Annotated in this window: 19 protein-coding genes, 4 tRNA genes and 1 rRNA gene; 23 read left to right on the top strand and 1 reads right to left on the bottom strand. The window is 58.9% G+C overall.

Translation table 11 applies throughout. The features are described 5' to 3' along the window. From rrf to rplL, 12 genes are all read left to right on the top strand, one after another. Positions 1-106, top strand: a 5S ribosomal RNA gene (gene rrf / locus GNZ12_RS40365); the annotation flags it as partial. A gap of 154 nt (positions 107-260) precedes the next feature. Then, a tRNA-Tyr gene (locus GNZ12_RS40360) sits at positions 261-346 on the top strand. A gap of 41 nt (positions 347-387) precedes the next feature. Continuing rightward, a tRNA-Gly gene (locus GNZ12_RS40355) sits at positions 388-461 on the top strand. Positions 462-477: 16 nt separating this feature from the next. Next, positions 478-552 (top strand) — tRNA-Thr (locus GNZ12_RS40350). 63 nt (positions 553-615) lie between these two features. Further along, complete coding sequence (gene tuf / locus GNZ12_RS40345; protein ID WP_063497539.1) at positions 616-1,806, top strand: elongation factor Tu; 1,191 nt, start codon at positions 616-618, stop codon at positions 1,804-1,806. 65 nt (positions 1,807-1,871) lie between these two features. Then, positions 1,872-1,947: transfer RNA gene (locus GNZ12_RS40340), tRNA-Trp, on the top strand. 36 nt (positions 1,948-1,983) lie between these two features. Further along, the gene (gene secE / locus GNZ12_RS40335) at positions 1,984-2,364 is read left to right on the top strand and encodes a preprotein translocase subunit SecE (protein WP_169491093.1); all 381 of its coding nucleotides are present in this window, start codon (positions 1,984-1,986) and stop codon (positions 2,362-2,364) included. 1 nt (position 2,365) lies between these two features. Beyond that, positions 2,366-2,923 carry a transcription termination/antitermination protein NusG gene (gene nusG / locus GNZ12_RS40330; protein ID WP_007180147.1) on the top strand — a complete coding sequence of 186 codons (558 nt, stop codon included), beginning with the start codon at positions 2,366-2,368 and terminating at the stop codon, positions 2,921-2,923. Positions 2,924-3,088: 165 nt separating this feature from the next. Then, the gene (rplK, locus tag GNZ12_RS40325; protein WP_172318045.1) at positions 3,089-3,520 is read left to right on the top strand and encodes a 50S ribosomal protein L11; all 432 of its coding nucleotides are present in this window, start codon (positions 3,089-3,091) and stop codon (positions 3,518-3,520) included. Then, entirely contained in the window at positions 3,521-4,219 is a 699-nt protein-coding gene (gene rplA / locus GNZ12_RS40320; protein ID WP_035554727.1) for a 50S ribosomal protein L1, read from the top strand. Positions 4,220-4,521: 302 nt separating this feature from the next. Then, a complete protein-coding gene (gene rplJ, locus GNZ12_RS40315) occupies positions 4,522-5,025 on the top strand; it encodes a 50S ribosomal protein L10 (RefSeq protein WP_007180144.1) in 504 nt (167 codons plus the stop codon). Positions 5,026-5,088: 63 nt separating this feature from the next. Beyond that, positions 5,089-5,460 carry a 50S ribosomal protein L7/L12 gene (gene rplL / locus GNZ12_RS40310; RefSeq protein ID WP_172318043.1) on the top strand — a complete coding sequence of 124 codons (372 nt, stop codon included), beginning with the start codon at positions 5,089-5,091 and terminating at the stop codon, positions 5,458-5,460. A 3-nt stretch (positions 5,461-5,463) separates the two neighbouring features. Here the strand turns inward: rplL and GNZ12_RS40305 are convergent, their stop codons facing one another. After that, positions 5,464-5,706, bottom strand: a complete 243-nt coding sequence (locus GNZ12_RS40305; RefSeq protein WP_172318041.1) for a hypothetical protein — start codon at positions 5,704-5,706, stop codon at positions 5,464-5,466. A 124-nt stretch (positions 5,707-5,830) separates the two neighbouring features. On the opposite strand from GNZ12_RS40305, the gene rpoB reads away from it, so the two are divergent. The 11 genes from rpoB to rplW all read left to right on the top strand — a co-directional run bounded on the left by rpoB (position 5,831) and on the right by rplW (position 23,206). Beyond that, the gene (gene rpoB / locus GNZ12_RS40300) at positions 5,831-9,937 is read left to right on the top strand and encodes a DNA-directed RNA polymerase subunit beta (protein ID WP_054043374.1); all 4,107 of its coding nucleotides are present in this window, start codon (positions 5,831-5,833) and stop codon (positions 9,935-9,937) included. A 21-nt stretch (positions 9,938-9,958) separates the two neighbouring features. Then, entirely contained in the window at positions 9,959-14,197 is a 4,239-nt protein-coding gene (gene rpoC, locus GNZ12_RS40295; protein WP_074281986.1) for a DNA-directed RNA polymerase subunit beta', read from the top strand. A gap of 202 nt (positions 14,198-14,399) precedes the next feature. After that, positions 14,400-16,247: a DNA helicase RecQ gene (gene recQ / locus GNZ12_RS40290; RefSeq protein ID WP_172318039.1), complete on the top strand. Its 1,848-nt coding sequence runs from the start codon at positions 14,400-14,402 to the stop codon at positions 16,245-16,247. A gap of 221 nt (positions 16,248-16,468) precedes the next feature. Continuing rightward, positions 16,469-16,849, top strand: a complete 381-nt coding sequence (rpsL, locus tag GNZ12_RS40285) for a 30S ribosomal protein S12 (protein ID WP_006998493.1) — start codon at positions 16,469-16,471, stop codon at positions 16,847-16,849. 181 nt (positions 16,850-17,030) lie between these two features. Next, positions 17,031-17,501, top strand: a complete 471-nt coding sequence (gene rpsG / locus GNZ12_RS40280) for a 30S ribosomal protein S7 (RefSeq protein ID WP_006053291.1) — start codon at positions 17,031-17,033, stop codon at positions 17,499-17,501. 134 nt (positions 17,502-17,635) lie between these two features. After that, entirely contained in the window at positions 17,636-19,738 is a 2,103-nt protein-coding gene (fusA, locus tag GNZ12_RS40275) for an elongation factor G (protein WP_054043378.1), read from the top strand. 47 nt (positions 19,739-19,785) lie between these two features. Continuing rightward, positions 19,786-20,976, top strand: coding sequence for an elongation factor Tu (gene tuf, locus GNZ12_RS40270; protein WP_063497539.1), 1,191 nt, complete (start codon positions 19,786-19,788; stop codon positions 20,974-20,976). Positions 20,977-21,102: 126 nt separating this feature from the next. Then, a complete protein-coding gene (gene rpsJ, locus GNZ12_RS40265; protein WP_006998489.1) occupies positions 21,103-21,414 on the top strand; it encodes a 30S ribosomal protein S10 in 312 nt (103 codons plus the stop codon). Positions 21,415-21,615: 201 nt separating this feature from the next. Next, positions 21,616-22,275 carry a 50S ribosomal protein L3 gene (rplC, locus tag GNZ12_RS40260; RefSeq protein WP_027800367.1) on the top strand — a complete coding sequence of 220 codons (660 nt, stop codon included), beginning with the start codon at positions 21,616-21,618 and terminating at the stop codon, positions 22,273-22,275. After that, on the top strand, positions 22,275-22,895 hold the full coding sequence (gene rplD, locus GNZ12_RS40255; protein ID WP_007180136.1) for a 50S ribosomal protein L4: 621 nt from the start codon (positions 22,275-22,277) through the stop codon (positions 22,893-22,895). The genes rplC and rplD overlap by 1 nt, the downstream gene beginning before the upstream one ends. Then, positions 22,892-23,206: a 50S ribosomal protein L23 gene (gene rplW, locus GNZ12_RS40250; protein ID WP_007180135.1), complete on the top strand. Its 315-nt coding sequence runs from the start codon at positions 22,892-22,894 to the stop codon at positions 23,204-23,206. Before rplD ends, rplW begins: the two co-directional genes overlap by 4 nt.

The raw sequence follows: 23,206 nt of genomic DNA, 5'->3' as shown, positions 1-23,206 counted from the left end.
ACCATAGCGAGTCGGTCCCACCCCTTCCCATCCCGAACAGGACCGTGAAACGACTCCACGCCGATGATAGTGCGGATTCCCGTGTGAAAGTAGGTAATCGTCAGGCTCCCCAGCATGTCCAGAAACCTCGCCCCAAAAGGCGGGGTTTTTGCGTTTACGCCGGCGCTGAAATCGCTATATAAGTGAGAGCTATGAGTTTGGGACGGTCAAGCAAGCCTTGACAGCAAGCGGTTGTTCCCTCATAATCATCAGTTCTCTGCGGAGGGGTGCCCGAGTGGCTAAAGGGGGCAGACTGTAAATCTGTTGGCTTACGCCTACGTTGGTTCGAATCCAACCTCCTCCACCAGAATGCAAGCTGTAGCAGTAGTTGGGAATCCATGGATCCTTGCGGGTGTAGCTCAATGGTAGAGCAGAAGCCTTCCAAGCTTACGACGAGGGTTCGATTCCCTTCACCCGCTCCAGTAACAAAGAAGTAGCGCCCATGTGGCTCAGTGGTAGAGCACTCCCTTGGTAAGGGAGAGGTCGGCAGTTCGATCCTGCCCATGGGCACCAGAAGTACTCGGTGATTGTTTGCGCGCGGCGCAACGTACGGATAAATCCTCTTAGGAGTCGAAAATGGCCAAGGGTAAGTTTGAGCGGACCAAGCCGCACGTGAACGTCGGCACGATCGGTCACGTTGACCACGGCAAGACCACGCTGACGGCAGCGATCACGACGGTGCTGACCAAGAAGTTTGGCGGCGAAGCGAAGGCATACGATCAGATCGACGCGGCGCCGGAAGAAAAGGCACGTGGTATCACGATCAACACGGCGCACGTCGAGTACGAAACGGCTAACCGCCACTACGCACACGTTGACTGCCCGGGCCACGCTGACTATGTGAAGAACATGATCACGGGCGCAGCGCAGATGGACGGCGCGATCTTGGTGTGTTCGGCTGCAGACGGCCCGATGCCGCAAACGCGTGAGCACATCCTGCTGGCGCGTCAGGTTGGCGTTCCGTACATCATCGTGTTCCTGAACAAGTGCGACATGGTGGACGACGCTGAGCTGCTGGAGCTCGTCGAGATGGAAGTTCGCGAACTTCTGTCGAAGTACGACTTCCCGGGCGACGACACGCCGATCATCAAGGGTTCGGCCAAGCTGGCGCTGGAAGGCGACACGGGCGAGCTGGGCGAAGTGGCGATCATGAACCTGGCCGATGCGCTGGACACGTACATCCCGACGCCGGAGCGCGCAGTTGACGGTGCGTTCCTGATGCCGGTGGAAGACGTGTTCTCGATCTCGGGTCGCGGCACGGTGGTGACGGGTCGCGTTGAGCGCGGCGTGGTGAAGGTCGGCGAAGAAATCGAAATCGTCGGTATCAAGCCGACGGTGAAGACGACGTGCACGGGCGTGGAAATGTTCCGCAAGCTGCTCGACCAGGGTCAGGCAGGCGACAACGTGGGTATCCTGCTGCGCGGCACGAAGCGTGAAGACGTGGAGCGTGGCCAGGTTCTGGCGAAGCCGGGTTCGATCAACCCGCACACGCACTTCACGGCTGAAGTGTACGTGCTGAGCAAGGACGAAGGCGGCCGCCACACGCCGTTCTTCAACAACTATCGTCCGCAGTTCTACTTCCGTACGACGGACGTGACGGGCTCGATCGAGTTGCCGAAGGACAAGGAAATGGTCATGCCGGGCGACAACGTGTCGATCACGGTGAAGCTGATCAACCCGATCGCGATGGAAGAAGGTCTGCGCTTCGCAATCCGCGAAGGCGGCCGTACGGTCGGCGCAGGTGTGGTTGCTAAGATTCTCGAGTAACGCCAGAAAGTTCTCGTTGATCGGTAGTTTCGGGGTTGGCGGTGTCGTCAACCCCAAAATGGTTTAGGGGTATAGCTCAACTGGCAGAGCGTCGGTCTCCAAAACCGAAGGTTGGGGGTTCGATTCCCTCTGCCCCTGCCAACTCTCGCGTCGTATATGGCGCTTCGTTAAGGTGTTATGGCGAATCCTTCCGTCGAAACTGTAAATACATCCGGCGACAAGCTGATGCTCGTCGCGGGCGTATTGTTGGTCTTGGCCGGGTTCGTGGGGTTCTTCTGGCTCAGTGGCCAGGAATGGTACGTCCGCGGAGCCGCCTTGGCTGTTGGTGCTATCGCTGGTGTTGCAGTCGGTCTTCTCTCCGCGCCTGGCAAGGGTTTCATCGCTTTCGCCAAAGACTCGTACAAAGAAGTTCGTAAGGTTGTCTGGCCGACTCGTAAAGAGGCCACCCAGACAACGCTCGTAGTGTTCGGCTTCGTGTTCGTCATGGCGGTCTTTCTTTGGATTAGCGACAAATCCATCGAATGGGCGATTTTCTCGGTGATTCTGGGTTGGAAATGATATGAGCGATACTCCGGCATCCCCGAGCGGCAAACGTTGGTACGTGGTGCACGCCTACTCCGGCATGGAGAAGAGCGTGCAACGTGCGCTTCAGGAGCGCATCGAACGTGCTGGCATGCAAGACCAATTCGGTCAAATCCTCGTTCCGACTGAAGAAGTGGTCGAGGTGAAAGGCGGTCACAAATCGGTGACCGAACGTCGTTTCTTCCCGGGCTATGTCCTTGTGGAAATGGAAATGACAGACGAAACGTGGCACCTCGTGAAGAACACGGCAAAGGTGACGGGTTTCGTAGGCGGTGCGCGTAATCGTCCGAGCCCGATTTCCCCGCGGGAAGTCGAGAAGATCATGTCGCAGATGCAGGAAGGCGTGGAAAAGCCGCGTCCGAAGACCCTGTTCGAAGTAGGCGAGATGGTGCGGGTGAAGGACGGTCCGTTCACGGATTTCAACGGCAGCGTCGAAGAAGTGAACTACGAAAAGTCGCGCGTCCGTGTTTCCGTTACAATCTTCGGCCGCGCAACGCCGGTCGAGCTGGAATTCGGCCAGGTCGAAAAGTTGTAATCCAGAATTCTACGGGGCGCACCGATCGGTGCGTTCCGTATTTCGCGCTTACGGTCCGCGTAATGGCCGTTGAGGAGCGTAAGTAGTCTGTTTTTCGGCGAACGCGCGCTACTACTCACTGAATGTCCGCTTGTACCACGGCGGCGTTCCTAAGAGGTTTTCAAAATGGCAAAGAAAATCATCGGCTTTATCAAGCTGCAGATTCCTGCAGGTAAAGCCAACCCGTCGCCGCCGGTCGGTCCGGCACTGGGCCAACGCGGCCTGAACATCATGGAGTTCTGCAAGGCGTTCAACGCGCAGACTCAGGCTATGGAACCGGGTCTGCCGATTCCGGTCGTGATCACCGCGTTCGCGGACAAGAGCTTCACGTTCGTTCTGAAGACGCCGCCGGCTACGGTTCTGATCAAGAAGGCAGCGAAGATCGACAAGGGTTCGGCGAAGCCGCATACCGACAAGGTCGGCACGATCACCCGTGCTCAAGCTGAAGACATCGCCAAGACCAAGATGCCCGATCTGACGGCAGCTGATCTGGACGCAGCGGTTCGTACGATCGCTGGTAGCGCCCGCTCGATGGGCATCACCGTGGAGGGCGTGTAAATGGCTAAGCTTTCAAAGCGTCTGCAAGCATTTGCAGCCAAGGTTGATCGTCAAAAGCTGTACGCGATCGACGAAGCGCTGTCGCTCGTGAAGGAATGCGCAAGCGCGAAGTTCGACGAGTCGATCGACGTTGCAGTGCAACTCGGCATCGACGCGAAGAAGTCGGACCAAGTGGTTCGCGGTTCGGTCGTCCTGCCGGCGGGTACCGGTAAGTCGGTTCGCGTGGCCGTGTTCGCACAAGGCGAAAAGGCTGAGCAAGCTCGTGCAGCCGGCGCAGAAATCGTCGGTATGGAAGACCTGGCTGAACAAGTCAAGGCCGGCAAGCTGGACTTCGACATCGTGATCGCTTCGCCGGACACGATGCGCGTTGTCGGTACGCTCGGTCAGATCCTCGGCCCGCGCGGCCTGATGCCGAACCCGAAGGTTGGCACGGTTACGCCGGACGTCGCGACTGCGGTCAAGAACGCCAAGGCTGGTCAGGTGCAATTCCGTGTCGACAAGGCCGGTATCATCCACGCCACGATTGGCCGTGCTTCGTTCGAGCCGACCGCTCTGCGTAGCAACCTGAACGCTCTGGTCGACGCGCTGCAAAAGGCGAAGCCGGCAACGAGCAAGGGTGTCTACCTGCGTAAGGTTGCGCTGTCGAGCACGATGGGTGTTGGCGTTCGCGTCGACCAGGCATCGATCGCAGCACAGTAATAAATTTCATCGCCTCGATGTGAGTCGAGGCGGTTTTATGGGCTTTGGGCGGTCGCAAGATGGCAGTCTGCATCGAGCGGCCGGTTGTCAAAGACCGTTGGCGGGAGCGCAGCAGGTAGGCGTCCCCTTAATGTAAAGCCAACGCAGATGGCGAACCCGAAATGGTTTTGTAGTGATGAAGCCGGTTGAAGTCCGCAGCAATGCGGGTTTCAGGCGGTCGAAATACTCCTGACTGGTCGGACGCCGTTATTGAACGCGGTACACAAGGCGCACGCTGCGTGTATCGAATCTGGAGGTTAACCGTGCCACTTAACAAAGAAAGCAAGCAGGCCGTCGTCGCTGAGGTTGCCGCGCAAGTCGCGAAAGCCCAGACCGTGGTTCTGGCTGAGTATCGTGGAATCGCGGTTGGCGATCTGACCAAGCTGCGCGCGAAAGCGCGTGAGCAACAGGTTTACCTTCGCGTGTTGAAAAACACGCTGGCGCGTCGCGCTGTCGAAGGTACCCCGTTTGCTCCGCTGGCAGAGCAGATGACTGGTCCCCTGATCTACGGCATCTCGGAAGATGCCATTGCTGCTGCTAAGGTCGTCAACGACTTCGGCAAAACCAATGACAAGTTGATCATCAAGGCTGGTTCCTACGAAGGCAAGGTGATGGACAAGGCTGGCGTGCAAGCGCTGGCAAACATCCCGAGCCGCGAAGAACTGCTCTCCAAGCTGTTGTACGTTATGCAAGCACCTGTTTCCGGCTTTGCGCGCGCCCTGGCCGCGCTGGCAGAAAAGAAACAAGGCGAAGAAACCGCTGCGTAACGCACTTCAGTCGAGCGTGATTGATCGCTGGCTGTATCCGAATTCAATTTAGGAGTATTTCAAATGGCAATCGCAAAAGATGACATCCTCGAGGCAGTAAGCTCGATGTCGGTTCTGGAACTGAACGAGCTGGTCAAGGCGTTCGAAGAAAAGTTTGGCGTGTCGGCAGCTGCTGTTGCAGTGGCAGGCCCGGCAGGTGCAGCTGCAGCTGTCGCTGAAGAGCAAACCGAATTCACGGTCAACCTGACGGAAGTCGGCGCGAACAAGGTTTCGGTCATTAAGGCTGTTCGTGAACTGACGGGTCTCGGCCTGAAGGAAGCGAAGGACCTGGTCGACGGTGCACCGAAGCCTGTTAAGGAATCGGTACCGAAGGCTGCTGCTGAAGAAGCCAAGAAGAAGCTGGAAGAAGCCGGCGCGAAAGCTGAAATCAAGTAAGTTTCAGCGCGTTGTGCGAAGGCTGGCGGTTTTCCACCGCCGGCCTTTTTGTGCTTGTTGGGGACCACGTTTTTGCCAGCCGGTTTCGGTAAGAACAGGGGTCCCAGAAGCCAAAGAAAATCGCCTATCGGCAATATTGACCGGCGTTTCTCTTTGTCTTCTGAAGCGACTGCAGAAGGCAAGTTTGGTCGGGTAGCGGGCAACATAGGCATCCGCTGCCGTCAGCCAGCGGTTGGTAGCGGCCAACCACCAAGCTTCTAGGCTCGTTCAAGCCATCGGACGGCCATCGGGTCTCAGTCGGTGAACACTCGGGTTGTCTCATCAAGGTATCCTGCCTCGACAACAATGCCCGCCGTGATTCGGAGATCGTATGCAATATTCCTTCACCGAGAAGAAGCGCATTCGCAAGAGTTTTGCGAAGCGCCCCATCGTTCACCAAGTACCTTTCCTGCTGGCTACCCAGCTTGAATCATTCAGCACGTTTCTGCAAGCAGACACGTCGTCCACGCAACGCAAGCCGGAAGGCCTGCAAGCTGCGTTCACATCCGTTTTCCCGATTGTTTCGCATAACGGGTTCGCACGTCTAGAGTTCGTCAGCTACATGCTGTCGCCGCCGGCATTCAACATCAAGGAATGTCAGCAGCGCGGTTTGACGTACTGCTCGGCACTGCGCGCGAAAGTGCGTCTGGTGCTGCTCGACAAAGAATCGCCGAGCAAGCCGGTCGTCAAGGAAGTGAAGGAACAGGAAGTGTACATGGGCGAAATTCCGCTCATGACGCCGACCGGTTCGTTCGTCATCAACGGCACGGAACGTGTGATCGTTTCGCAGCTGCATCGTTCGCCGGGCGTGTTTTTCGAACACGACAAGGGCAAGACGCACAGCTCGGGCAAGCTCCTGTTCTCGGCACGTATCATTCCTTACCGCGGCTCGTGGCTCGACTTCGAATTCGATCCGAAGGACGTGCTGTACTTCCGCGTCGACCGCCGCCGCAAGATGCCGGTCACGATCCTGCTGAAGGCGATCGGCCTGACGCCGGAACAGATCCTCGCAAACTTCTTCGTGTTCGACAATTTCACGCTGATGCCGGAAGGCGCGCAGATGGAATTCGTGCCGGAGCGTCTGCGTGGTGAAGTCGCACGTTTCGACATTACGGATCGTGATGGCAACGTGATCGTCCAGAAGGACAAGCGGATCAACGCCAAGCACATTCGCGATCTCGACAACGCGAAGACGAAGTTCATTTCGGTGCCGGAAGACTATCTGCTCGGCCGCGTGCTCGCGAAGAACGTTGTCGACGGCGACACGGGTGAAGTCATCGCTAACGCGAACGACGAAATCACTGAAACCGTCCTCGAAAAGCTCCGCGAATCGAAGATCAAAGACATCCAGACGCTCTACACGAACGATCTGGATCAAGGTCCGTACATCTCGTCGACGCTGCGTATCGACGAAACCGCGGACAAGATGGCCGCTCGCATCGCGATCTACCGCATGATGCGTCCGGGCGAACCGCCGACCGAAGAAGCGGTCGAGGCGCTGTTCAACCGTCTGTTCTACAGCGAAGACGCATACGACCTGTCCAAGGTGGGTCGTATGAAGTTCAACCGCCGTGTCGGTCGCGACGAAATCGTCGGTCCGATGACGCTGCAAGACGACGACATCCTCGCCACGATCAAGATCCTGGTCGAACTGCGTAACGGCAAGGGCGAAGTGGACGACATCGACCACTTGGGCAATCGTCGTGTGCGTTGTGTCGGCGAACTGGCGGAAAACCAGTTCCGCGCAGGTCTCGTGCGTGTCGAACGTGCTGTGAAGGAACGCCTCGGCCAGGCCGAAAGCGAAAACCTGATGCCGCACGATCTGATCAACTCGAAGCCGATTTCGTCGGCGATTCGCGAGTTCTTCGGTTCGTCGCAGCTGTCGCAGTTTATGGACCAGACCAACCCGCTGTCGGAAATCACCCACAAGCGCCGTGTTTCGGCACTTGGCCCGGGCGGGTTGACGCGTGAGCGCGCTGGCTTTGAAGTTCGTGACGTGCACCCGACCCACTACGGCCGTGTGTGCCCGATTGAAACGCCGGAAGGTCCGAACATCGGCCTGATCAACTCGCTGGCTCTGTACGCTCACCTGAACGAATACGGCTTCCTCGAAACGCCGTATCGCAAGGTGGTGGACAGCAAGGTGACCGATCAGATCGACTATCTGTCGGCGATCGAAGAAGGCCGTTACGTGATCGCTCAGGCGAACGCGGCGGTTGCTGCCGACGGCTCGCTGACCGACGAACTGGTGTCGTCGCGTGAAGCAGGCGAAACGCTGATGGTCACGCCGGACCGCATCCAGTACATGGACGTGGCGCCGTCGCAGATCGTATCGGTGGCAGCCTCGCTGATTCCGTTCCTCGAGCACGATGACGCGAACCGCGCATTGATGGGTTCGAACATGCAGCGTCAGGCTGTGCCGTGTCTGCGTCCTGAAAAGGCCGTGGTCGGTACGGGTATCGAACGCACGGTGGCAGTCGACTCGGGTACGACGGTTCAGGCATTCCGCGGTGGTGTGGTCGATTACGTCGACGCAGGCCGTATGGTGATTCGCGTGAACGATGATGAAGCCGTTGCTGGCGACGTCGGCGTGGACATCTACAACCTGATCAAGTACACGCGTTCGAACCAGAACACGAACATCAACCAGCGCCCGATCGTGAAGGTCGGCGACATCGTGTCGCGTGGCGACGTGCTGGCTGACGGTGCATCGACCGACCTCGGCGAACTGGCTCTCGGCCAGAACATGCTGGTCGCGTTCATGCCGTGGAACGGCTACAACTTCGAAGATTCGATCTTGATCTCGGAGAAGGTGGTTGCTGACGATCGTTACACGTCGATCCACATCGAAGAACTGAACGTCGTAGCTCGCGATACGAAGCTCGGACCGGAAGAAATCACGCGCGACATCTCGAACCTGGCTGAAGTGCAACTCGGCCGTCTCGACGAGTCGGGCATCGTCTACATCGGCGCTGAAGTCGAAGCAGGCGACGTGCTGGTCGGTAAGGTCACGCCGAAGGGCGAAACCCAGCTGACGCCGGAAGAAAAGCTGCTGCGCGCGATCTTCGGTGAAAAGGCTTCGGACGTGAAAGATACGTCGCTGCGCGTGCCGTCGGGCATGAGCGGCACGGTCATCGACGTGCAAGTGTTCACACGTGAAGGCATTCAGCGCGACAAGCGTGCGCAACAGATCATCGACGATGAACTGAAGCGTTATCGCCTCGACCTGAACGACCAGTTGCGTATCGTGGAAGGCGATGCATTCCAGCGTCTCGCACGTATGTTGACCGGCAAGGTCGCGAACGGCGGTCCGAAGAAGCTCGCGAAGGGTACGAAGATCGAACAGGCTTACCTGGAAGATCTCGACCACTACCACTGGTTCGACATCCGCCTCGCGGACGAAGAAGCAGCGGCACAGCTCGAAGCGATCAAGGACTCGATCGAACAGAAGCGTCACCAGTTCGATCTGGCGTTCGAAGAAAAGCGCAAGAAGCTCACGCAAGGCGACGAACTGCCGCCGGGCGTGCTGAAGATGGTCAAGGTGTATCTGGCTGTGAAGCGTCGTCTGCAGCCTGGCGACAAGATGGCCGGCCGTCACGGTAACAAGGGCGTGGTGTCGAAGATCGTTCCGATCGAAGACATGCCGTACATGGCCGATGGCCGTCCTGCTGACGTCGTGCTTAACCCGCTCGGCGTGCCGTCGCGGATGAACGTGGGTCAGGTTCTCGAAGTGCATCTGGGTTGGGCCGCGAAGGGTCTCGGCTGGCGTATTGCAGAAATGCTGCAACGTCAGGCGAAGATCGCTGAACTGCGCGAATTCCTGACCAAGATCTACAACGAGTCGGGCCGTGCTGAAGAGCTGGACAGCTTCACGGACGACGAAATCGTCGAACTGGCGAAGAACCTGCGCGAAGGCGTTCCGTTTGCCACGCCGGTGTTCGACGGTGCGACGGAAGAAGAAATGTCGCGCGCGCTGGATCTCGCATTCCCGGACGACATCGCGAAGAACCTCGGCATGACGCCGTCGAAGAACCAGGTGCGTCTGTATGACGGCCGCACGGGTGAGATGTTCGAGCGTACGGTGACTGTCGGTTACATGCACTACCTGAAACTGCACCACTTGGTCGACGACAAGATGCACGCGCGTTCCACGGGCCCGTACTCGCTCGTCACGCAGCAGCCGTTGGGCGGTAAGGCGCAGTTTGGTGGCCAGCGTTTCGGTGAAATGGAAGTGTGGGCGCTCGAAGCGTACGGCGCATCGTACGTGTTGCAAGAAATGCTGACGGTGAAGTCGGATGACGTGGCGGGCCGGACCAAGGTGTATGAGAACCTGGTCAAGGGTGATCACGTGATTGACGCCGGCATGCCGGAATCCTTCAACGTGCTCGTGAAGGAAATCCGCTCGCTCGGTATCGACATCGACCTCGACCGCAACTAATCGGACTACGGAGAGAAAGCAATGAAAGCTCTGCTCGATCTATTCAAGCAAGTCCAACAGCCTGAAGTTTTTGACGCGATCAAGATCGGTCTGGCCTCGCCAGACAAGATCCGTTCGTGGTCGTTCGGTGAAGTCAAGAAGCCGGAAACCATCAACTACCGGACGTTCAAGCCGGAACGCGATGGTTTGTTCTGCGCGAAGATCTTCGGGCCGATCAAAGACTACGAATGCCTTTGCGGCAAGTACAAGCGCCTGAAGCATCGTGGCGTGATCTGTGAAAAGTGCGGCGTCGAAGTGACGCTCGCCAAGGTGCGTCGCGAACGGATGGGCCACATTGAGTTGGCCTCGCCGGTCGCTCACATCTGGTTCCTGAAGTCGCTGCCGTCGCGTCTGGGCATGGTGCTCGACATGACGCTGCGCGACATCGAGCGCGTGCTGTACTTCGAAGCCTACGTGGTGATCGATCCGGGCATGACGCCGCTGAAAGCGCGGCAGATCATGACGGAAGAGGATTACTACAACAAGGTCGAAGAGTACGGTGACGAATTCCGTGCCGAGATGGGCGCGGAAGGCGTTCGCGAACTGCTGCGCGCGATCAACATCGACGAGCAGGTCGAGATGCTGCGCACCGAACTCAAGAACACGGGTTCGGAAGCGAAGATCAAGAAGTACGCGAAGCGCCTGAAGGTGCTCGAGGCTTTCCAGCGTTCGGGCATCAAGCCTGACTGGATGGTGCTCGAAGTGCTGCCGGTGCTGCCGCCGGAACTGCGTCCGCTGGTGCCGCTGGACGGCGGCCGCTTCGCGACGTCGGACCTGAACGACCTGTATCGCCGCGTGATCAACCGTAACAACCGGTTGAAGCGTCTGCTCGAACTGAAGGCGCCTGAAATCATCGTCCGCAACGAAAAGCGGATGTTGCAGGAAGCCGTCGATTCGCTGCTCGACAACGGTCGTCGCGGTAAGGCCATGACCGGCGCGAACAAGCGTCCGCTGAAGTCGCTCGCTGACATGATCAAGGGTAAGGGCGGTCGTTTCCGTCAGAACTTGCTCGGTAAGCGCGTGGACTACTCGGGCCGTTCGGTGATCGTGGTCGGCCCGACGCTCAAGCTGCATCAGTGCGGTCTGCCGAAGCTGATGGCGCTCGAACTGTTCAAGCCGTTCATCTTCAACAAGCTCGAAGTGATGGGTGTCGCTACCACCATCAAGGCTGCGAAGAAGGAAGTCGAGAACCAGACGCCGGTGGTGTGGGACATCCTGGAAGAGGTGATCCGCGAGCATCCGGTCATGCTGAACCGTGCGCCGACGCTGCACCGTCTTGGCATTCAGGCTTTCGAGCCGGTGCTGATCGAAGGTAAGGCTATCCAGCTGCACCCGCTCGTTTGCGCGGCGTTCAACGCCGACTTCGACGGTGACCAGATGGCTGTGCACGTGCCGCTGTCGCTCGAAGCGCAGATGGAAGCGCGTACGCTGATGCTGGCGTCGAACAACATCCTGTTCCCGGCCAACGGCGATCCGTCGATCGTGCCGTCGCAGGATATCGTGCTCGGCCTGTACTACGCGACGCGTGAAGCAGTGAACGCCAAGGGCGAAGGCCTGACGTTCACCGGCGTGTCGGAAGCACTGCGTGCTTACGAGAACAAGGAAGTCGAGCTGGCCTCGCGCGTCAACGTGCGGATCACGGAAATGGTCCACAACGAAGACAAGTCGGAAGGTGCGCCGGCATTCGTGCCGAAGATCACGCTGTACGCGACGACCGTCGGCCGTTCGATCCTGTCGGAAATTCTGCCGCCGGGCCTGCCGTTCTCGGTGCTGAACAAGCCGCTGAAGAAGAAGGAAATCTCGCGTCTGATCAACACCGCATTCCGCAAGTGCGGTCTGCGTGAAACGGTGATTTTCGCCGACCAGTTGATGCAGTCGGGTTTCCGTCTGGCAACGCGCGCCGGTATCTCGATCTGCGTCGACGACATGCTCGTGCCGCCGCAGAAAGAACAGATCGTCGGCGATGCAGCCAAGAAGGTGAAGGAATACGACCGTCAGTACATGTCGGGTCTCGTCACGTCGCAAGAGCGCTACAACAACGTGGTCGACATCTGGTCGGCAACGTCGGAAGCGGTCGGCAAGGCGATGATGGAACAGCTGTCGACGGAACCGGTGGTCGATCGCGACGGCAACGAAACGCGTCAGGAATCGTTCAACTCCATCTACATGATGGCGGACTCGGGTGCTCGTGGTTCCGCAGTTCAGATTCGTCAGCTGGCCGGTATGCGTGGCCTGATGGCGAAGCCGGACGGCTCGATCATCGAGACGCCGATCACGGCGAACTTCCGTGAAGGCCTGAACGTGTTGCAGTACTTCATCTCGACCCACGGTGCACGTAAGGGTCTGGCTGATACGGCACTGAAGACGGCAAACTCGGGTTACCTGACGCGTCGTCTCGTCGACGTGACGCAGGATCTGGTGGTGGTCGAGGACGATTGCGGTACGTCCAACGGCGTTGCCATGAAGGCGTTGGTCGAAGGCGGTGAAGTCGTCGAAGCGCTGCGTGACCGTATCCTGGGTCGCGTGACGGTGGCTGACGTCGTCAATCCGGAATCGCAGGAAACGCTGTACGAAACGGGCACGTTGCTCGACGAAGACGCGGTCGAAGAAATCGAACGCCTCGGCATCGACGAAGTGCGCGTCCGTACGCCGCTGACTTGCGAAACGCGCTACGGTCTGTGCGCAGCCTGCTATGGCCGCGACCTGGGTCGTGGCTCGTCGGTCAACGTCGGTGAAGCAGTCGGCGTGATCGCTGCTCAGTCGATCGGTGAACCGGGCACGCAGCTCACGATGCGTACGTTCCACATCGGTGGTGCGGCATCGCGTGCAGCAGTGGCTTCGTCGGTTGAAGCCAAGTCGAACGGTACGGTGCGTTTCACGGCGACCATGCGTTACGTCACCAATGCGAAGGGCGAGCAGATCGTCATTTCGCGTTCGGGCGAAGCGATGATCACCGACGACCACGGCCGCGAGCGTGAACGTCACAAGGTGCCGTACGGCGCGACGCTGTTGCAACTGGACGGCGCGCAGATCAAGGCCGGCACGCAACTGGCGACGTGGGATCCGATGACGCGTCCGATCATCACCGAGTACGGTGGTACGGTGAAGTTCGAAAACGTCGAAGAAGGCGTGACGGTTGCCAAGCAGATCGACGATGTGACGGGTCTCTCGACGCTGGTCGTGATCGACGTGAAGCGCCGCGGTTCGCAAGCGTCGAAGACGGTGCGTCCGCAGGTCAAGCTGCTCGACGCGAACGGCGAAGAAGTCAAGATCCCGAACACCGAGCACTCGGTGCAGATCGGCTTCCAGGTCGGCGCACTGATCACCGTGAAGGACGGTCAGCAAGTGCAGGTCGGTGAAGTGCTGGCACGTATCCCCGTTGAATCGCAGAAGACGCGTGACATTACCGGTGGTCTGCCGCGTGTGGCCGAACTGTTCGAAGCGCGCTCGCCGAAGGACGCCGGCATTCTGGCGGAAGTCACGGGCACGACGTCGTTCGGTAAGGACACGAAGGGCAAGCAGCGTCTCGTTATCACGGACCTCGAAGGCAATCAGCACGAGTTCCTGATCGCGAAGGAAAAGCAGGTTCTGGTGCACGATGGTCAGGTCGTCAACAAGGGCGAAATGATTGTCGACGGGCCGGCTGATCCGCACGACATTCTGCGTTTGCAGGGCGTCGAAGCGTTGGCGCGCTACATCGTGGACGAAGTGCAGGACGTGTATCGTCTGCAGGGCGTGAAGATCAATGACAAGCACATTGAAGTGATCGTCCGTCAGATGCTGCGCCGCGTGCAGATCGTCGATAACGGTGACACGCGCTTCATCATGGGCGAACAAGTCGAGCGCTCGGATATGCTCGACGAGAACGACCGGATGGCTGCGGAAGACAAGATCCCGGCAACCTACGACAACGTGCTGCTCGGTATCACGAAGGCATCGCTGTCGACCGATTCGTTCATCTCCGCGGCGTCGTTCCAGGAAACGACTCGCGTGCTGACCGAAGCGGCGATCATGGGCAAGCGCGACGATCTGCGCGGGCTGAAGGAAAACGTGATCGTTGGTCGTCTGATTCCGGCTGGTACGGGTCTCGCGTTCCACAAGGCACGCAAGAGCAAGGAACTGTCCGACCGCGAGCGTTTCGATCAGATCGCAGCGGAAGAGTCGTTCGAATTCGGTACGCCGGAAACCCCGGCCGCCGAACAGCAGCACTCAGGCGAGTAAGTCCCGGCGGCGCAAGCCGCTTGGGCTCAACAGCCAGCGAAGCCGCTCAGTTTCGACTGAGCGGCTTTTTTATGCGCCTCACTTTTGTGCGTTTTTTGTGGATTCGTCGGCCGAACGGCTAACGTTGCCGCAAAGCGCGGGCGCAGCACGAATGCGTTGGTAAAATTCGTGTCACCGGCTTTACGCTGCTTCTCTCAAATTCATGTCCCGTCCGCTCGAAATCCTCAACGAAGTCTTTGGTTACCCCGCGTTCAGAGGACAGCAGGGCGAAATTGTCGAGCACGTCGCCGGTGGTGGCGATTGCCTCGTGCTGATGCCGACGGGCGGCGGCAAGTCGTTGTGCTATCAGATCCCGTCGCTGGTGCGCGGCGAGGCAGGTTGCGGAGCGGGGATCGTCGTGTCGCCGCTGATCGCATTGATGCACGATCAGGTCGCCGCGTTGAAGGAAGTGGGCGTGCGCGCCGCGTATCTGAATTCGACGCTGTCGAGCGCGGAAGCCATGGCCACCGAGCGTGCATTGCGCGAAGGCGAAATCGATCTGCTGTACGTGGCGCCGGAACGGTTGATGACGCCCCGTTTCCAGGAGTTGCTCGAACGCACGCGTATCGGCCTGTTCGCCATCGACGAAGCGCATTGCGTGTCGCAATGGGGGCACGATTTCCGGCCTGAATATATTCAGCTGTCGGTGCTGCACGAGCGCTTTCCGAATGTGCCGCGCATCGCACTCACCGCGACCGCCGATGCGATCACGCGTGACGAAATCATCCACCGTCTCGCGCTCGATGAGGCGCGCATCTTTGTCTCCAGCTTCGATCGCCCGAACATTCGCTATCGCATCGTCGAAAAGGACAATGCGCGCACGCAATTGCTCGACTTCATTCGCGCTGAACACTCGAAGCCGGACGGCACGACCGACGCCGGCGTGGTCTACTGCCTGTCGCGTCGGAAGGTCGAAGAAACGGCAGAGTGGCTGAAAGAGAAGGGGATGCGCGCTTTGCCGTATCACGCCGGCATGGAGTTCGAAATCCGCCAGAAGCATCAGGAGATGTTTCAGCGTGAGGAAGGCATCGTGATGTGCGCAACGATCGCCTTTGGTATGGGGATCGACAAGCCTGACGTACGCTTTGTGGCTCACCTTGATTTGCCGAAGAGCGTTGAAGGTTACTACCAGGAAACCGGGCGCGGGGGGCGCGACGGCATGCCGGCCAATGCATGGATGGCGTACGGTCTGGGCGACGTCGTGCAGCAGCGCAAGATGATCGACGAATCCGACGCCGACGACGCGCACAAGCGCGTGCAGACCGGCAAGCTCGATGCGCTGCTCGGTCTGTGTGAAGCGGCGACCTGCCGGCGGGTGCGGCTCCTTGCGTATTTCGGCGAGTCGAGCAAGCCGTGCGGCAACTGCGACAACTGCCTCGAACCGCCAGACACGTGGGACGCGACGCGCGAAGCGCAGATGGCGCTGTCCTGCGTGTTCCGCGCCCAGCGCGCGAGTGGTTTTCACTTTGGCGCAGGCCACCTGATCGATATCCTGCGGGGCAACCGCAGCGAGAAGATCATGCAGCGTGGCCACGAGAAATTGACTACGTTTGGGATCGGCGCGGCGCTCGGGGAGCCTGAGTGGCGTGCGGTATTTCGTCAACTCGTAGCGTTCGGCTATCTGACGGTCGATCACGAAGGGTTTGGCTCGCTGGTCCTCACCGAAGCCAGCAAACCGGTGCTGAAGGGTGAGCAGAATGTCACGATGCGCCGCTATGTGAAGCCCACCCGCACCCGGCAGTCGTCCGGTCGCACGAGCGAGCGCGCCGATCCGACGATTGGCATGGGCCCGCGCGAGCGTGCCCGCTGGGATCGCCTGCGCGCCTGGCGCACGGAGACGGCGAAAAGCGACGGCGTGCCGGCCTACGTCATCTTCCACGACGCCACGCTGGCCGAAATTGCCCGTAACGGCCCTGATTCCATCGAGGATTTGCGCGGCATTCCGGGCATGGGCGCCCGCAAACTCGACCGCTTTGGTGACGAGTTGCTGGAAGTCGTCGCCGCCGACTGAGTGCCGGCGAGCTCAGGTTGAGGTCGGCAGGCGTGCAAAACAATGCAACCTGTTGACTCGCTTAGCATTTTCGGAATATTATGCTAGGTTCCGGTTCTTGGAATGCCTGTGCGTGAAGTCAATTCATGCGCCGACACCCTGGTTCGGAAGTTCGATGCGCAATCGTTTCTGCTTTGCCCGGAAACAGATGCGTCGATTTTGTTCAATTTCAGGAATAAACAATGCCAACCATCAATCAACTGGTTCGCAAAGGCCGCGCGTCGGAAACGACGAAGAGCAAGAGCCCGGCTTTGCAGGACTGCCCCCAGCGTCGCGGCGTGTGCACCCGTGTGTACACCACGACGCCTAAGAAGCCTAACTCGGCACTGCGTAAGGTTGCCAAGGTTCGTCTGACGAACGGTTTCGAAGTTATTTCGTACATCGGTGGTGAAGGCCACAACCTGCAGGAACACTCGGTCGTGCTGATTCGCGGCGGCCGTGTTAAGGACTTGCCGGGTGTGCGTTACCACATGGTTCGCGGCTCGCTGGATACCCAGGGCGTCAAGGATCGTAAGCAAGCTCGCTCGAAGTACGGTGCGAAGCGCGCCAAGGCTGGCAAGTAATTAGCCGGTCAGTGTAGTTTCAGGTCGCCTGTAAAGGCGGTAATAGCGGTGGTGCCGGAATCGCCGGTGCTGTCGAGTAAGTGGTCACCCGACCAGGCTGGTAAGTCGTTAGAGATGAATCGGGTTAGTTGGTGGCCGCGGGGCTAAAAATAGCTCCAACTGAAAAAGTAAAGGAAGAAACATGCCGCGTCGTCGCGAAGTCCCCAAGCGGGAAGTGTTGCCGGATCCGAAGTTCGGTAACGTAGATGTAGCTAAGTTCATGAACGTGCTGATGCTCTCCGGCAAGAAGTCGGTTGCTGAGCGCATCGTGTACGGCGCTTTCGAACAGATCCAGACCAAGGGTGGCAAGGACCCGCTGGAAGTGTTCACGGTAGCGCTCAACAACGTCAAGCCGGTGGTCGAAGTTAAGAGCCGCCGCGTTGGTGGTGCGAACTATCAGGTTCCGGTCGAAGTGCGTCCGTCGCGTCGTATGGCATTGGCGATGCGTTGGTTGCGTGAAGCCGCGAAGAAGCGCAGCGAGAAGTCGATGGCCCTGCGTCTGGCAGGTGAACTCTCCGAAGCGGCCGAAGGCCGTGGCGGCGCGATGAAGAAGCGCGACGAAGTTCACCGGATGGCAGAAGCCAACAAGGCGTTCTCGCACTTCCGTTTCTAAGCTTCCCGAACCCGGGTTTAGCAGAAAAAGCGGAAAGAAATTCCGGGCGGGTGCGCTTACAAAGCGCCTCGCCCGTTTGTGTTACAGCGCGATGGGTATTTTCTCGCATCGCGTCATCCCAATAGAGGATCAAAGTGGCTCGCAAGACACCTATCGAGCGCTACCGTAACATCGGTATTAGCGCTCACATCGACGCCGGCAAAACGACGACGACCGAGCGCATCTTGTTCTACACCGGCGTGAACCACAAGATTGGTGAAGTTCACGACGGCGCTGCCACCATGGACTGGATGGAGCAGGAGCAGGAACGCGGCATCACGATCACGTCCGCTGCTACCACGGCATTCTGGAAAGGCATGGCCGGCGACCGCGCTGAGCACCGCATCAACATCATCGACACCCCGGGCCACGTTGACTTCACGATTGAAGTTGAGCGCTCGATGCGCGTGCTCGACGGCGCATGCATGGTGTATTGCGCAGTGGGCGGCGTGCAGCCCCAGTCGGAAACCGTGTGGCGCCAGGCTAACAAGTACAAGGTTCCCCGTCTCGCGTTCATCAACAAGATGGACCGTACCGGCGCGAACTTCTTCAAGGTCTACGACCAGCTCAAGCTGCGTCTGAAGGCGAATCCGGTTCCGGTCGTGGTGCCTATCGGCGCTGAAGAATCGTTCACGGGCGTGGTCGATCTGCTGAAGATGAAAGCGATCATTTGGGACGAAGCGTCCCAAGGCACGAAGTTCTCGTACGAAGAAATCCCGGCAGAACTCGTCGACACGTGCAATGAATGGCGTGAAAAGATGGTCGAAGCTGCGGCTGAATCGAGCGAAGATCTGATGAACAAGTACCTCGAAGAAGGCGAGTTGACGGAAGCAGAAATCGTCAAGGGTCTGCGCGACCGTACGATCGCTTGCGAAATCCAGCCGATGCTGTGCGGTACCGCGTTCAAGAACAAGGGCGTGCAACGCATGCTGGACGCCGTGCTCGACTTCCTGCCGTCGCCGATCGACATTCCGCCGGTTACGGGTGAACTCGAAAACGGTGAAAAGGCTGAGCGTCGCGCAGCTGACGACGAGAAGTTCTCGTCCCTCGCATTCAAGATCATGACCGACCCGTTTGTCGGCCAGCTGATCTTCTTCCGTGTGTACTCCGGCACGACGAAGTCGGGCGACACGCTGCTGAACGCGACCAAGGACAAGAAGGAACGTCTCGGTCGTATTCTGCTGATGCACGCAAACCAGCGTGAAGAAATCAAGGAAGTGCACGCAGGCGACATCGCTGCGGCTGTTGGCCTGAAAGACGCAACCACGGGCGACACGCTGTGCGATCCGCTGCACCCGATCGTGCTCGAACGCATGATTTTCCCGGAGCCGGTGATTTCGCAGGCTGTTGAGCCGAAGACGAAGCCGGACCAGGAAAAGATGGGTCTGGCCCTGAACCGTCTGGCTCAGGAAGATCCGTCGTTCCGCGTTCAAACGGACGAAGAATCGGGTCAAACCATTATTTCGGGCATGGGCGAGCTCCACCTGGAAATTCTGGTCGACCGGATGAAGCGTGAATTCGGCGTCGAAGCAACGGTTGGCAAGCCGCAAGTGGCGTATCGTGAAACGATCCGCGGCAAGGCGGAAGACGTCGACGGCAAGTTCGTCAAGCAGTCGGGTGGTCGCGGCCAGTACGGTCACGCGGTCATCACGCTCGAGCCGAATGAGCAGGGCAAGGGCTACGAGTTCCTGGACGAGATCAAGGGCGGTGTGATTCCGCGTGAATACATCCCGGCAGTCGACAAGGGTATCCAGGAAACGCTGAAGGCTGGCGTGCTGGCAGGCTTCCCGGTTGTTGACGTGAAGGTTCACCTGACGTTTGGTTCGTACCACGACGTTGACTCGAACGAAAATGCGTTCCGCATGGCTGGTTCGATGGCGTTCAAGGAAGCAATGCGCAAGGCGCAGCCGGTCATCCTCGAACCGATGATGGCTGTGGAAGTCGAAACGCCTGAAGATTACATGGGCAACGTGATGGGCGACCTGTCGGGCCGTCGCGGTATCGTTCAGGGCATGGACGACATGGTTGGCGGCGGCAAGATCGTTCGCGCCGAAGTGCCGCTGTCGGAAATGTTCGGCTACTCGACGTCGCTGCGTTCGCTGACCCAAGGTCGTGCAACGTACACGATGGAGTTCAAGCACTACTCCGAAGCACCGCGCAACGTGTCTGAAGCGATCATCAACGCGAAGTCGAAGTAAGTACGCGGCAAGTCATTCAACGATTAACTTTTTGAAAGAAGAGAAACATGGCTAAAGGTAAATTCGAACGGACCAAGCCGCACGTGAACGTCGGCACGATCGGTCACGTTGACCACGGCAAGACCACGCTGACGGCAGCGATCACGACGGTGCTGACCAAGAAGTTTGGCGGCGAAGCGAAGGCATACGACCAGATCGACGCGGCGCCGGAAGAAAAGGCACGTGGTATCACGATCAACACGGCGCACGTCGAGTACGAAACGGCTAACCGCCACTACGCACACGTTGACTGCCCGGGCCACGCTGACTATGTGAAGAACATGATCACGGGCGCAGCGCAGATGGACGGCGCGATCTTGGTGTGTTCGGCTGCAGACGGCCCGATGCCGCAAACGCGTGAGCACATCCTGCTGGCGCGTCAGGTTGGCGTTCCGTACATCATCGTGTTCCTGAACAAGTGCGACATGGTGGACGACGCTGAGCTGCTGGAGCTCGTCGAGATGGAAGTTCGCGAACTTCTGTCGAAGTACGACTTCCCGGGCGACGACACGCCGATCATCAAGGGTTCGGCCAAGCTGGCGCTGGAAGGCGACACGGGCGAGCTGGGCGAAGTGGCGATCATGAACCTGGCCGATGCGCTGGACACGTACATCCCGACGCCGGAGCGCGCAGTTGACGGTGCGTTCCTGATGCCGGTGGAAGACGTGTTCTCGATCTCGGGTCGCGGCACGGTGGTGACGGGTCGCGTTGAGCGCGGCGTGGTGAAGGTCGGCGAAGAAATCGAAATCGTCGGTATCAAGCCGACGGTGAAGACGACGTGCACGGGCGTGGAAATGTTCCGCAAGCTGCTCGACCAGGGTCAGGCAGGCGACAACGTGGGTATCCTGCTGCGCGGCACGAAGCGTGAAGACGTGGAGCGTGGCCAGGTTCTGGCGAAGCCGGGTTCGATCAACCCGCACACGCACTTCACGGCTGAAGTGTACGTGCTGAGCAAGGACGAAGGCGGCCGCCACACGCCGTTCTTCAACAACTATCGTCCGCAGTTCTACTTCCGTACGACGGACGTGACGGGCTCGATCGAGTTGCCGAAGGACAAGGAAATGGTCATGCCGGGCGACAACGTGTCGATCACGGTGAAGCTGATCAACCCGATCGCGATGGAAGAAGGTCTGCGCTTCGCAATCCGCGAAGGCGGCCGTACGGTCGGCGCAGGTGTGGTTGCTAAGATTCTCGAGTAAAATCGAGGGCTGAAGTTGCAGTAAGTGGTGCCCGGAGCCGGGTGCCAGCCCACAGCGGGTGCCCGGCTCTACGTTCTTTTACTATCTGGCGGCGCAATACCGCCTCGCTCTTTCCAAGGAATTGTCATGCAGAACCAGAAAATCCGCATTCGCCTGAAGGCTTTCGACTATCGCCTGATCGATCAATCGGCAGCTGAAATCGTCGACACGGCAAAGCGGACTGGCGCAATCGTTCGTGGTCCGGTGCCCCTGCCGACCCGCATTCAACGTTTCGACATCCTGCGTTCGCCGCACGTCAACAAGACGTCGCGCGATCAGCTCGAAATCCGTACGCACCAACGCCTGATGGACATCGTCGATCCGACGGACAAGACCGTTGACGCACTGATGAAGCTGGACCTGCCGGCTGGCGTGGACGTGGAAATCAAGCTCCAATAAGGCTTCTAACGCTTGCCTGGCATGCCGGGCAACGCTAAGTCATTGATTGCTTGCGGAAAACGAAAAGCCTCGCTATAATGCAAGGCTTTTCGCGCATTTGCGCAAAAAAGTCGGTGTGCTGCAGCATGATTTCATGCCCGAAACGGCACCGGCATTTTGTAAATTAGCCCCGACCAATCGCAGTCGGGAATGGAGAAAACGATGAGCCTTGGACTCGTAGGTCGCAAGGTTGGCATGACCCGTATCTTCACGGCAGAAGGGGATTCGATTCCCGTTACCGTGCTGGACGTGTCCGACAACCGCGTGACGCAGATCAAGACTGTTGAAACCGACGGCTACACCGCCGTGCAGGTTGCATTCGGTACGCGCCGTGCATCGCGTGTGACGAAGCCGTTGGCCGGTCATCTCGCCAAAGCCGGTGTTCAAGCCGGTGAAATCCTCAAAGAATTCCAGATCGATGCTGCCAAGGCTGCCGAGTTGTCGAGCGGCACCGTGGTCGGTCCCGACCTGTTCGAAGTAGGCCAGAAGGTCGACGTGCAAGGCGTGTCGATCGGTAAGGGCTACGCCGGTACCATCAAGCGTTACAACTTCGCATCCGGCCGTGCATCGCACGGTAACTCGCGCTCGCACAACGTGCCGGGTTCGATCGGTATGGCGCAGGATCCGGGTCGTGTTTTCCCGGGTAAGCGCATGACCGGTCACATGGGTGACGATACGGTAACCGTGCAAAACCTCGAGATCGCTCGTATCGACGCTGACCGCAAGCTGTTGCTGGTCAAGGGCGCCGTTCCGGGTGCGAAGGGTGGCAAGGTATTCGTTACGCCGGCCGTGAAGACGCGTGCCGTGAAAGGAGCGAAATAATGGAACTTAAGCTCCTGAATGCCAATGGTCAGGAAGGTGCAGGCGTTAGCGCGTCGGACGTCGTGTTCGGCCGCGATTACAACGAAGCCCTGATTCACCAGGTTGTGGTGGCGTATCAAGCGAATGCCCGTAGCGGCAACCGCGCGCAGAAGGACCGTGAGCAAGTCAAGCACACGACCAAGAAGCCGTGGCGCCAGAAGGGTACGGGCCGCGCCCGTGCCGGTATGTCGTCGAGCCCGTTGTGGCGCGGCGGTGGCCGGATCTTCCCGAATTCGCCGGAAGAAAACTTTTCGCACAAGGTTAACAAGAAGATGCATCGCGCAGGCCTCTGCTCGATCTTCTCGCAGCTGGCTCGCGAAGGCCGCATCTCGGTGGTTGACGAGCTGACGCTCGAAGCGCCGAAGACGAAGCTGCTGGCCGAAAAATTCAAGGCGATGGGTCTCGACTCCGTGCTGGTGATTACCGACACGGTTGACGAAAACCTGTACCTCGCGTCGCGCAACCTCGCCCATGTGGCAGTTGTCGAGCCGCGTTACGCCGACCCGCTGTCGCTGATCTACTTCAAGAAGATCCTGATCACGAAGGCTGCGGTCGCCCAGATCGAGGAGTTGCTGTCATGAGCGAGATTCGCAAGAACGATCATCGTTTGATGCAGGTCCTGCTCGCGCCGGTGATCTCCGAAAAGGCGACGCTGGTGGCCGACAAGAACGAGCAAGTTGTGTTCGAAGTCGCGCCCGATGCCACGAAGCAGGAAGTGAAAGCTGCAGTCGAGCTGCTGTTCAAGGTGGAAGTCAATTCCGTCAACGTGCTGGTCTCGAAGGGCAAAGCCAAGCGCTTTGGCCGCTTCATGGGCAAGCGCAAGGACGTGAAGAAGGCGTACGTCTGCCTGAAGCCCGGCCAGGAAATCAACTTTGAAGCGGAGGCCAAGTAA

The sequence above is a fragment of the Paraburkholderia solitsugae genome (genome assembly GCF_013177695.1).
GTDB classification, from domain to species: domain Bacteria; phylum Pseudomonadota; class Gammaproteobacteria; order Burkholderiales; family Burkholderiaceae; genus Paraburkholderia; species Paraburkholderia solitsugae.
This window is presented reverse-complemented; position numbering and strand designations above follow the sequence as displayed.

What these genes read in the sequence shown, in the direction of transcription:
- tuf (WP_063497539.1), top strand. Translation starts at nt 616, where the DNA reads ATGGCCAAGGGTAAGTTTGAGCGGACCAAGCCGCACGTGAACGTCGGC.
- secE (WP_169491093.1), top strand. Translation starts at nt 1,984, where the DNA reads ATGGCGAATCCTTCCGTCGAAACTGTAAATACATCCGGCGACAAGCTG.
- nusG (WP_007180147.1), top strand. Translation starts at nt 2,366, where the DNA reads ATGAGCGATACTCCGGCATCCCCGAGCGGCAAACGTTGGTACGTGGTG.
- rplK (WP_172318045.1), top strand. Translation starts at nt 3,089, where the DNA reads ATGGCAAAGAAAATCATCGGCTTTATCAAGCTGCAGATTCCTGCAGGT.
- rplA (WP_035554727.1), top strand. Translation starts at nt 3,521, where the DNA reads ATGGCTAAGCTTTCAAAGCGTCTGCAAGCATTTGCAGCCAAGGTTGAT.
- rplL (WP_172318043.1), top strand. Translation starts at nt 5,089, where the DNA reads ATGGCAATCGCAAAAGATGACATCCTCGAGGCAGTAAGCTCGATGTCG.
- rpoB (WP_054043374.1), top strand. Translation starts at nt 5,831, where the DNA reads ATGCAATATTCCTTCACCGAGAAGAAGCGCATTCGCAAGAGTTTTGCG.
- rpoC (WP_074281986.1), top strand. Translation starts at nt 9,959, where the DNA reads ATGAAAGCTCTGCTCGATCTATTCAAGCAAGTCCAACAGCCTGAAGTT.
- recQ (WP_172318039.1), top strand. Translation starts at nt 14,400, where the DNA reads ATGTCCCGTCCGCTCGAAATCCTCAACGAAGTCTTTGGTTACCCCGCG.
- rpsL (WP_006998493.1), top strand. Translation starts at nt 16,469, where the DNA reads ATGCCAACCATCAATCAACTGGTTCGCAAAGGCCGCGCGTCGGAAACG.
- rpsG (WP_006053291.1), top strand. Translation starts at nt 17,031, where the DNA reads ATGCCGCGTCGTCGCGAAGTCCCCAAGCGGGAAGTGTTGCCGGATCCG.
- tuf (WP_063497539.1), top strand. Translation starts at nt 19,786, where the DNA reads ATGGCTAAAGGTAAATTCGAACGGACCAAGCCGCACGTGAACGTCGGC.
- rpsJ (WP_006998489.1), top strand. Translation starts at nt 21,103, where the DNA reads ATGCAGAACCAGAAAATCCGCATTCGCCTGAAGGCTTTCGACTATCGC.
- rplC (WP_027800367.1), top strand. Translation starts at nt 21,616, where the DNA reads ATGAGCCTTGGACTCGTAGGTCGCAAGGTTGGCATGACCCGTATCTTC.
- rplD (WP_007180136.1), top strand. Translation starts at nt 22,275, where the DNA reads ATGGAACTTAAGCTCCTGAATGCCAATGGTCAGGAAGGTGCAGGCGTT.
- rplW (WP_007180135.1), top strand. Translation starts at nt 22,892, where the DNA reads ATGAGCGAGATTCGCAAGAACGATCATCGTTTGATGCAGGTCCTGCTC.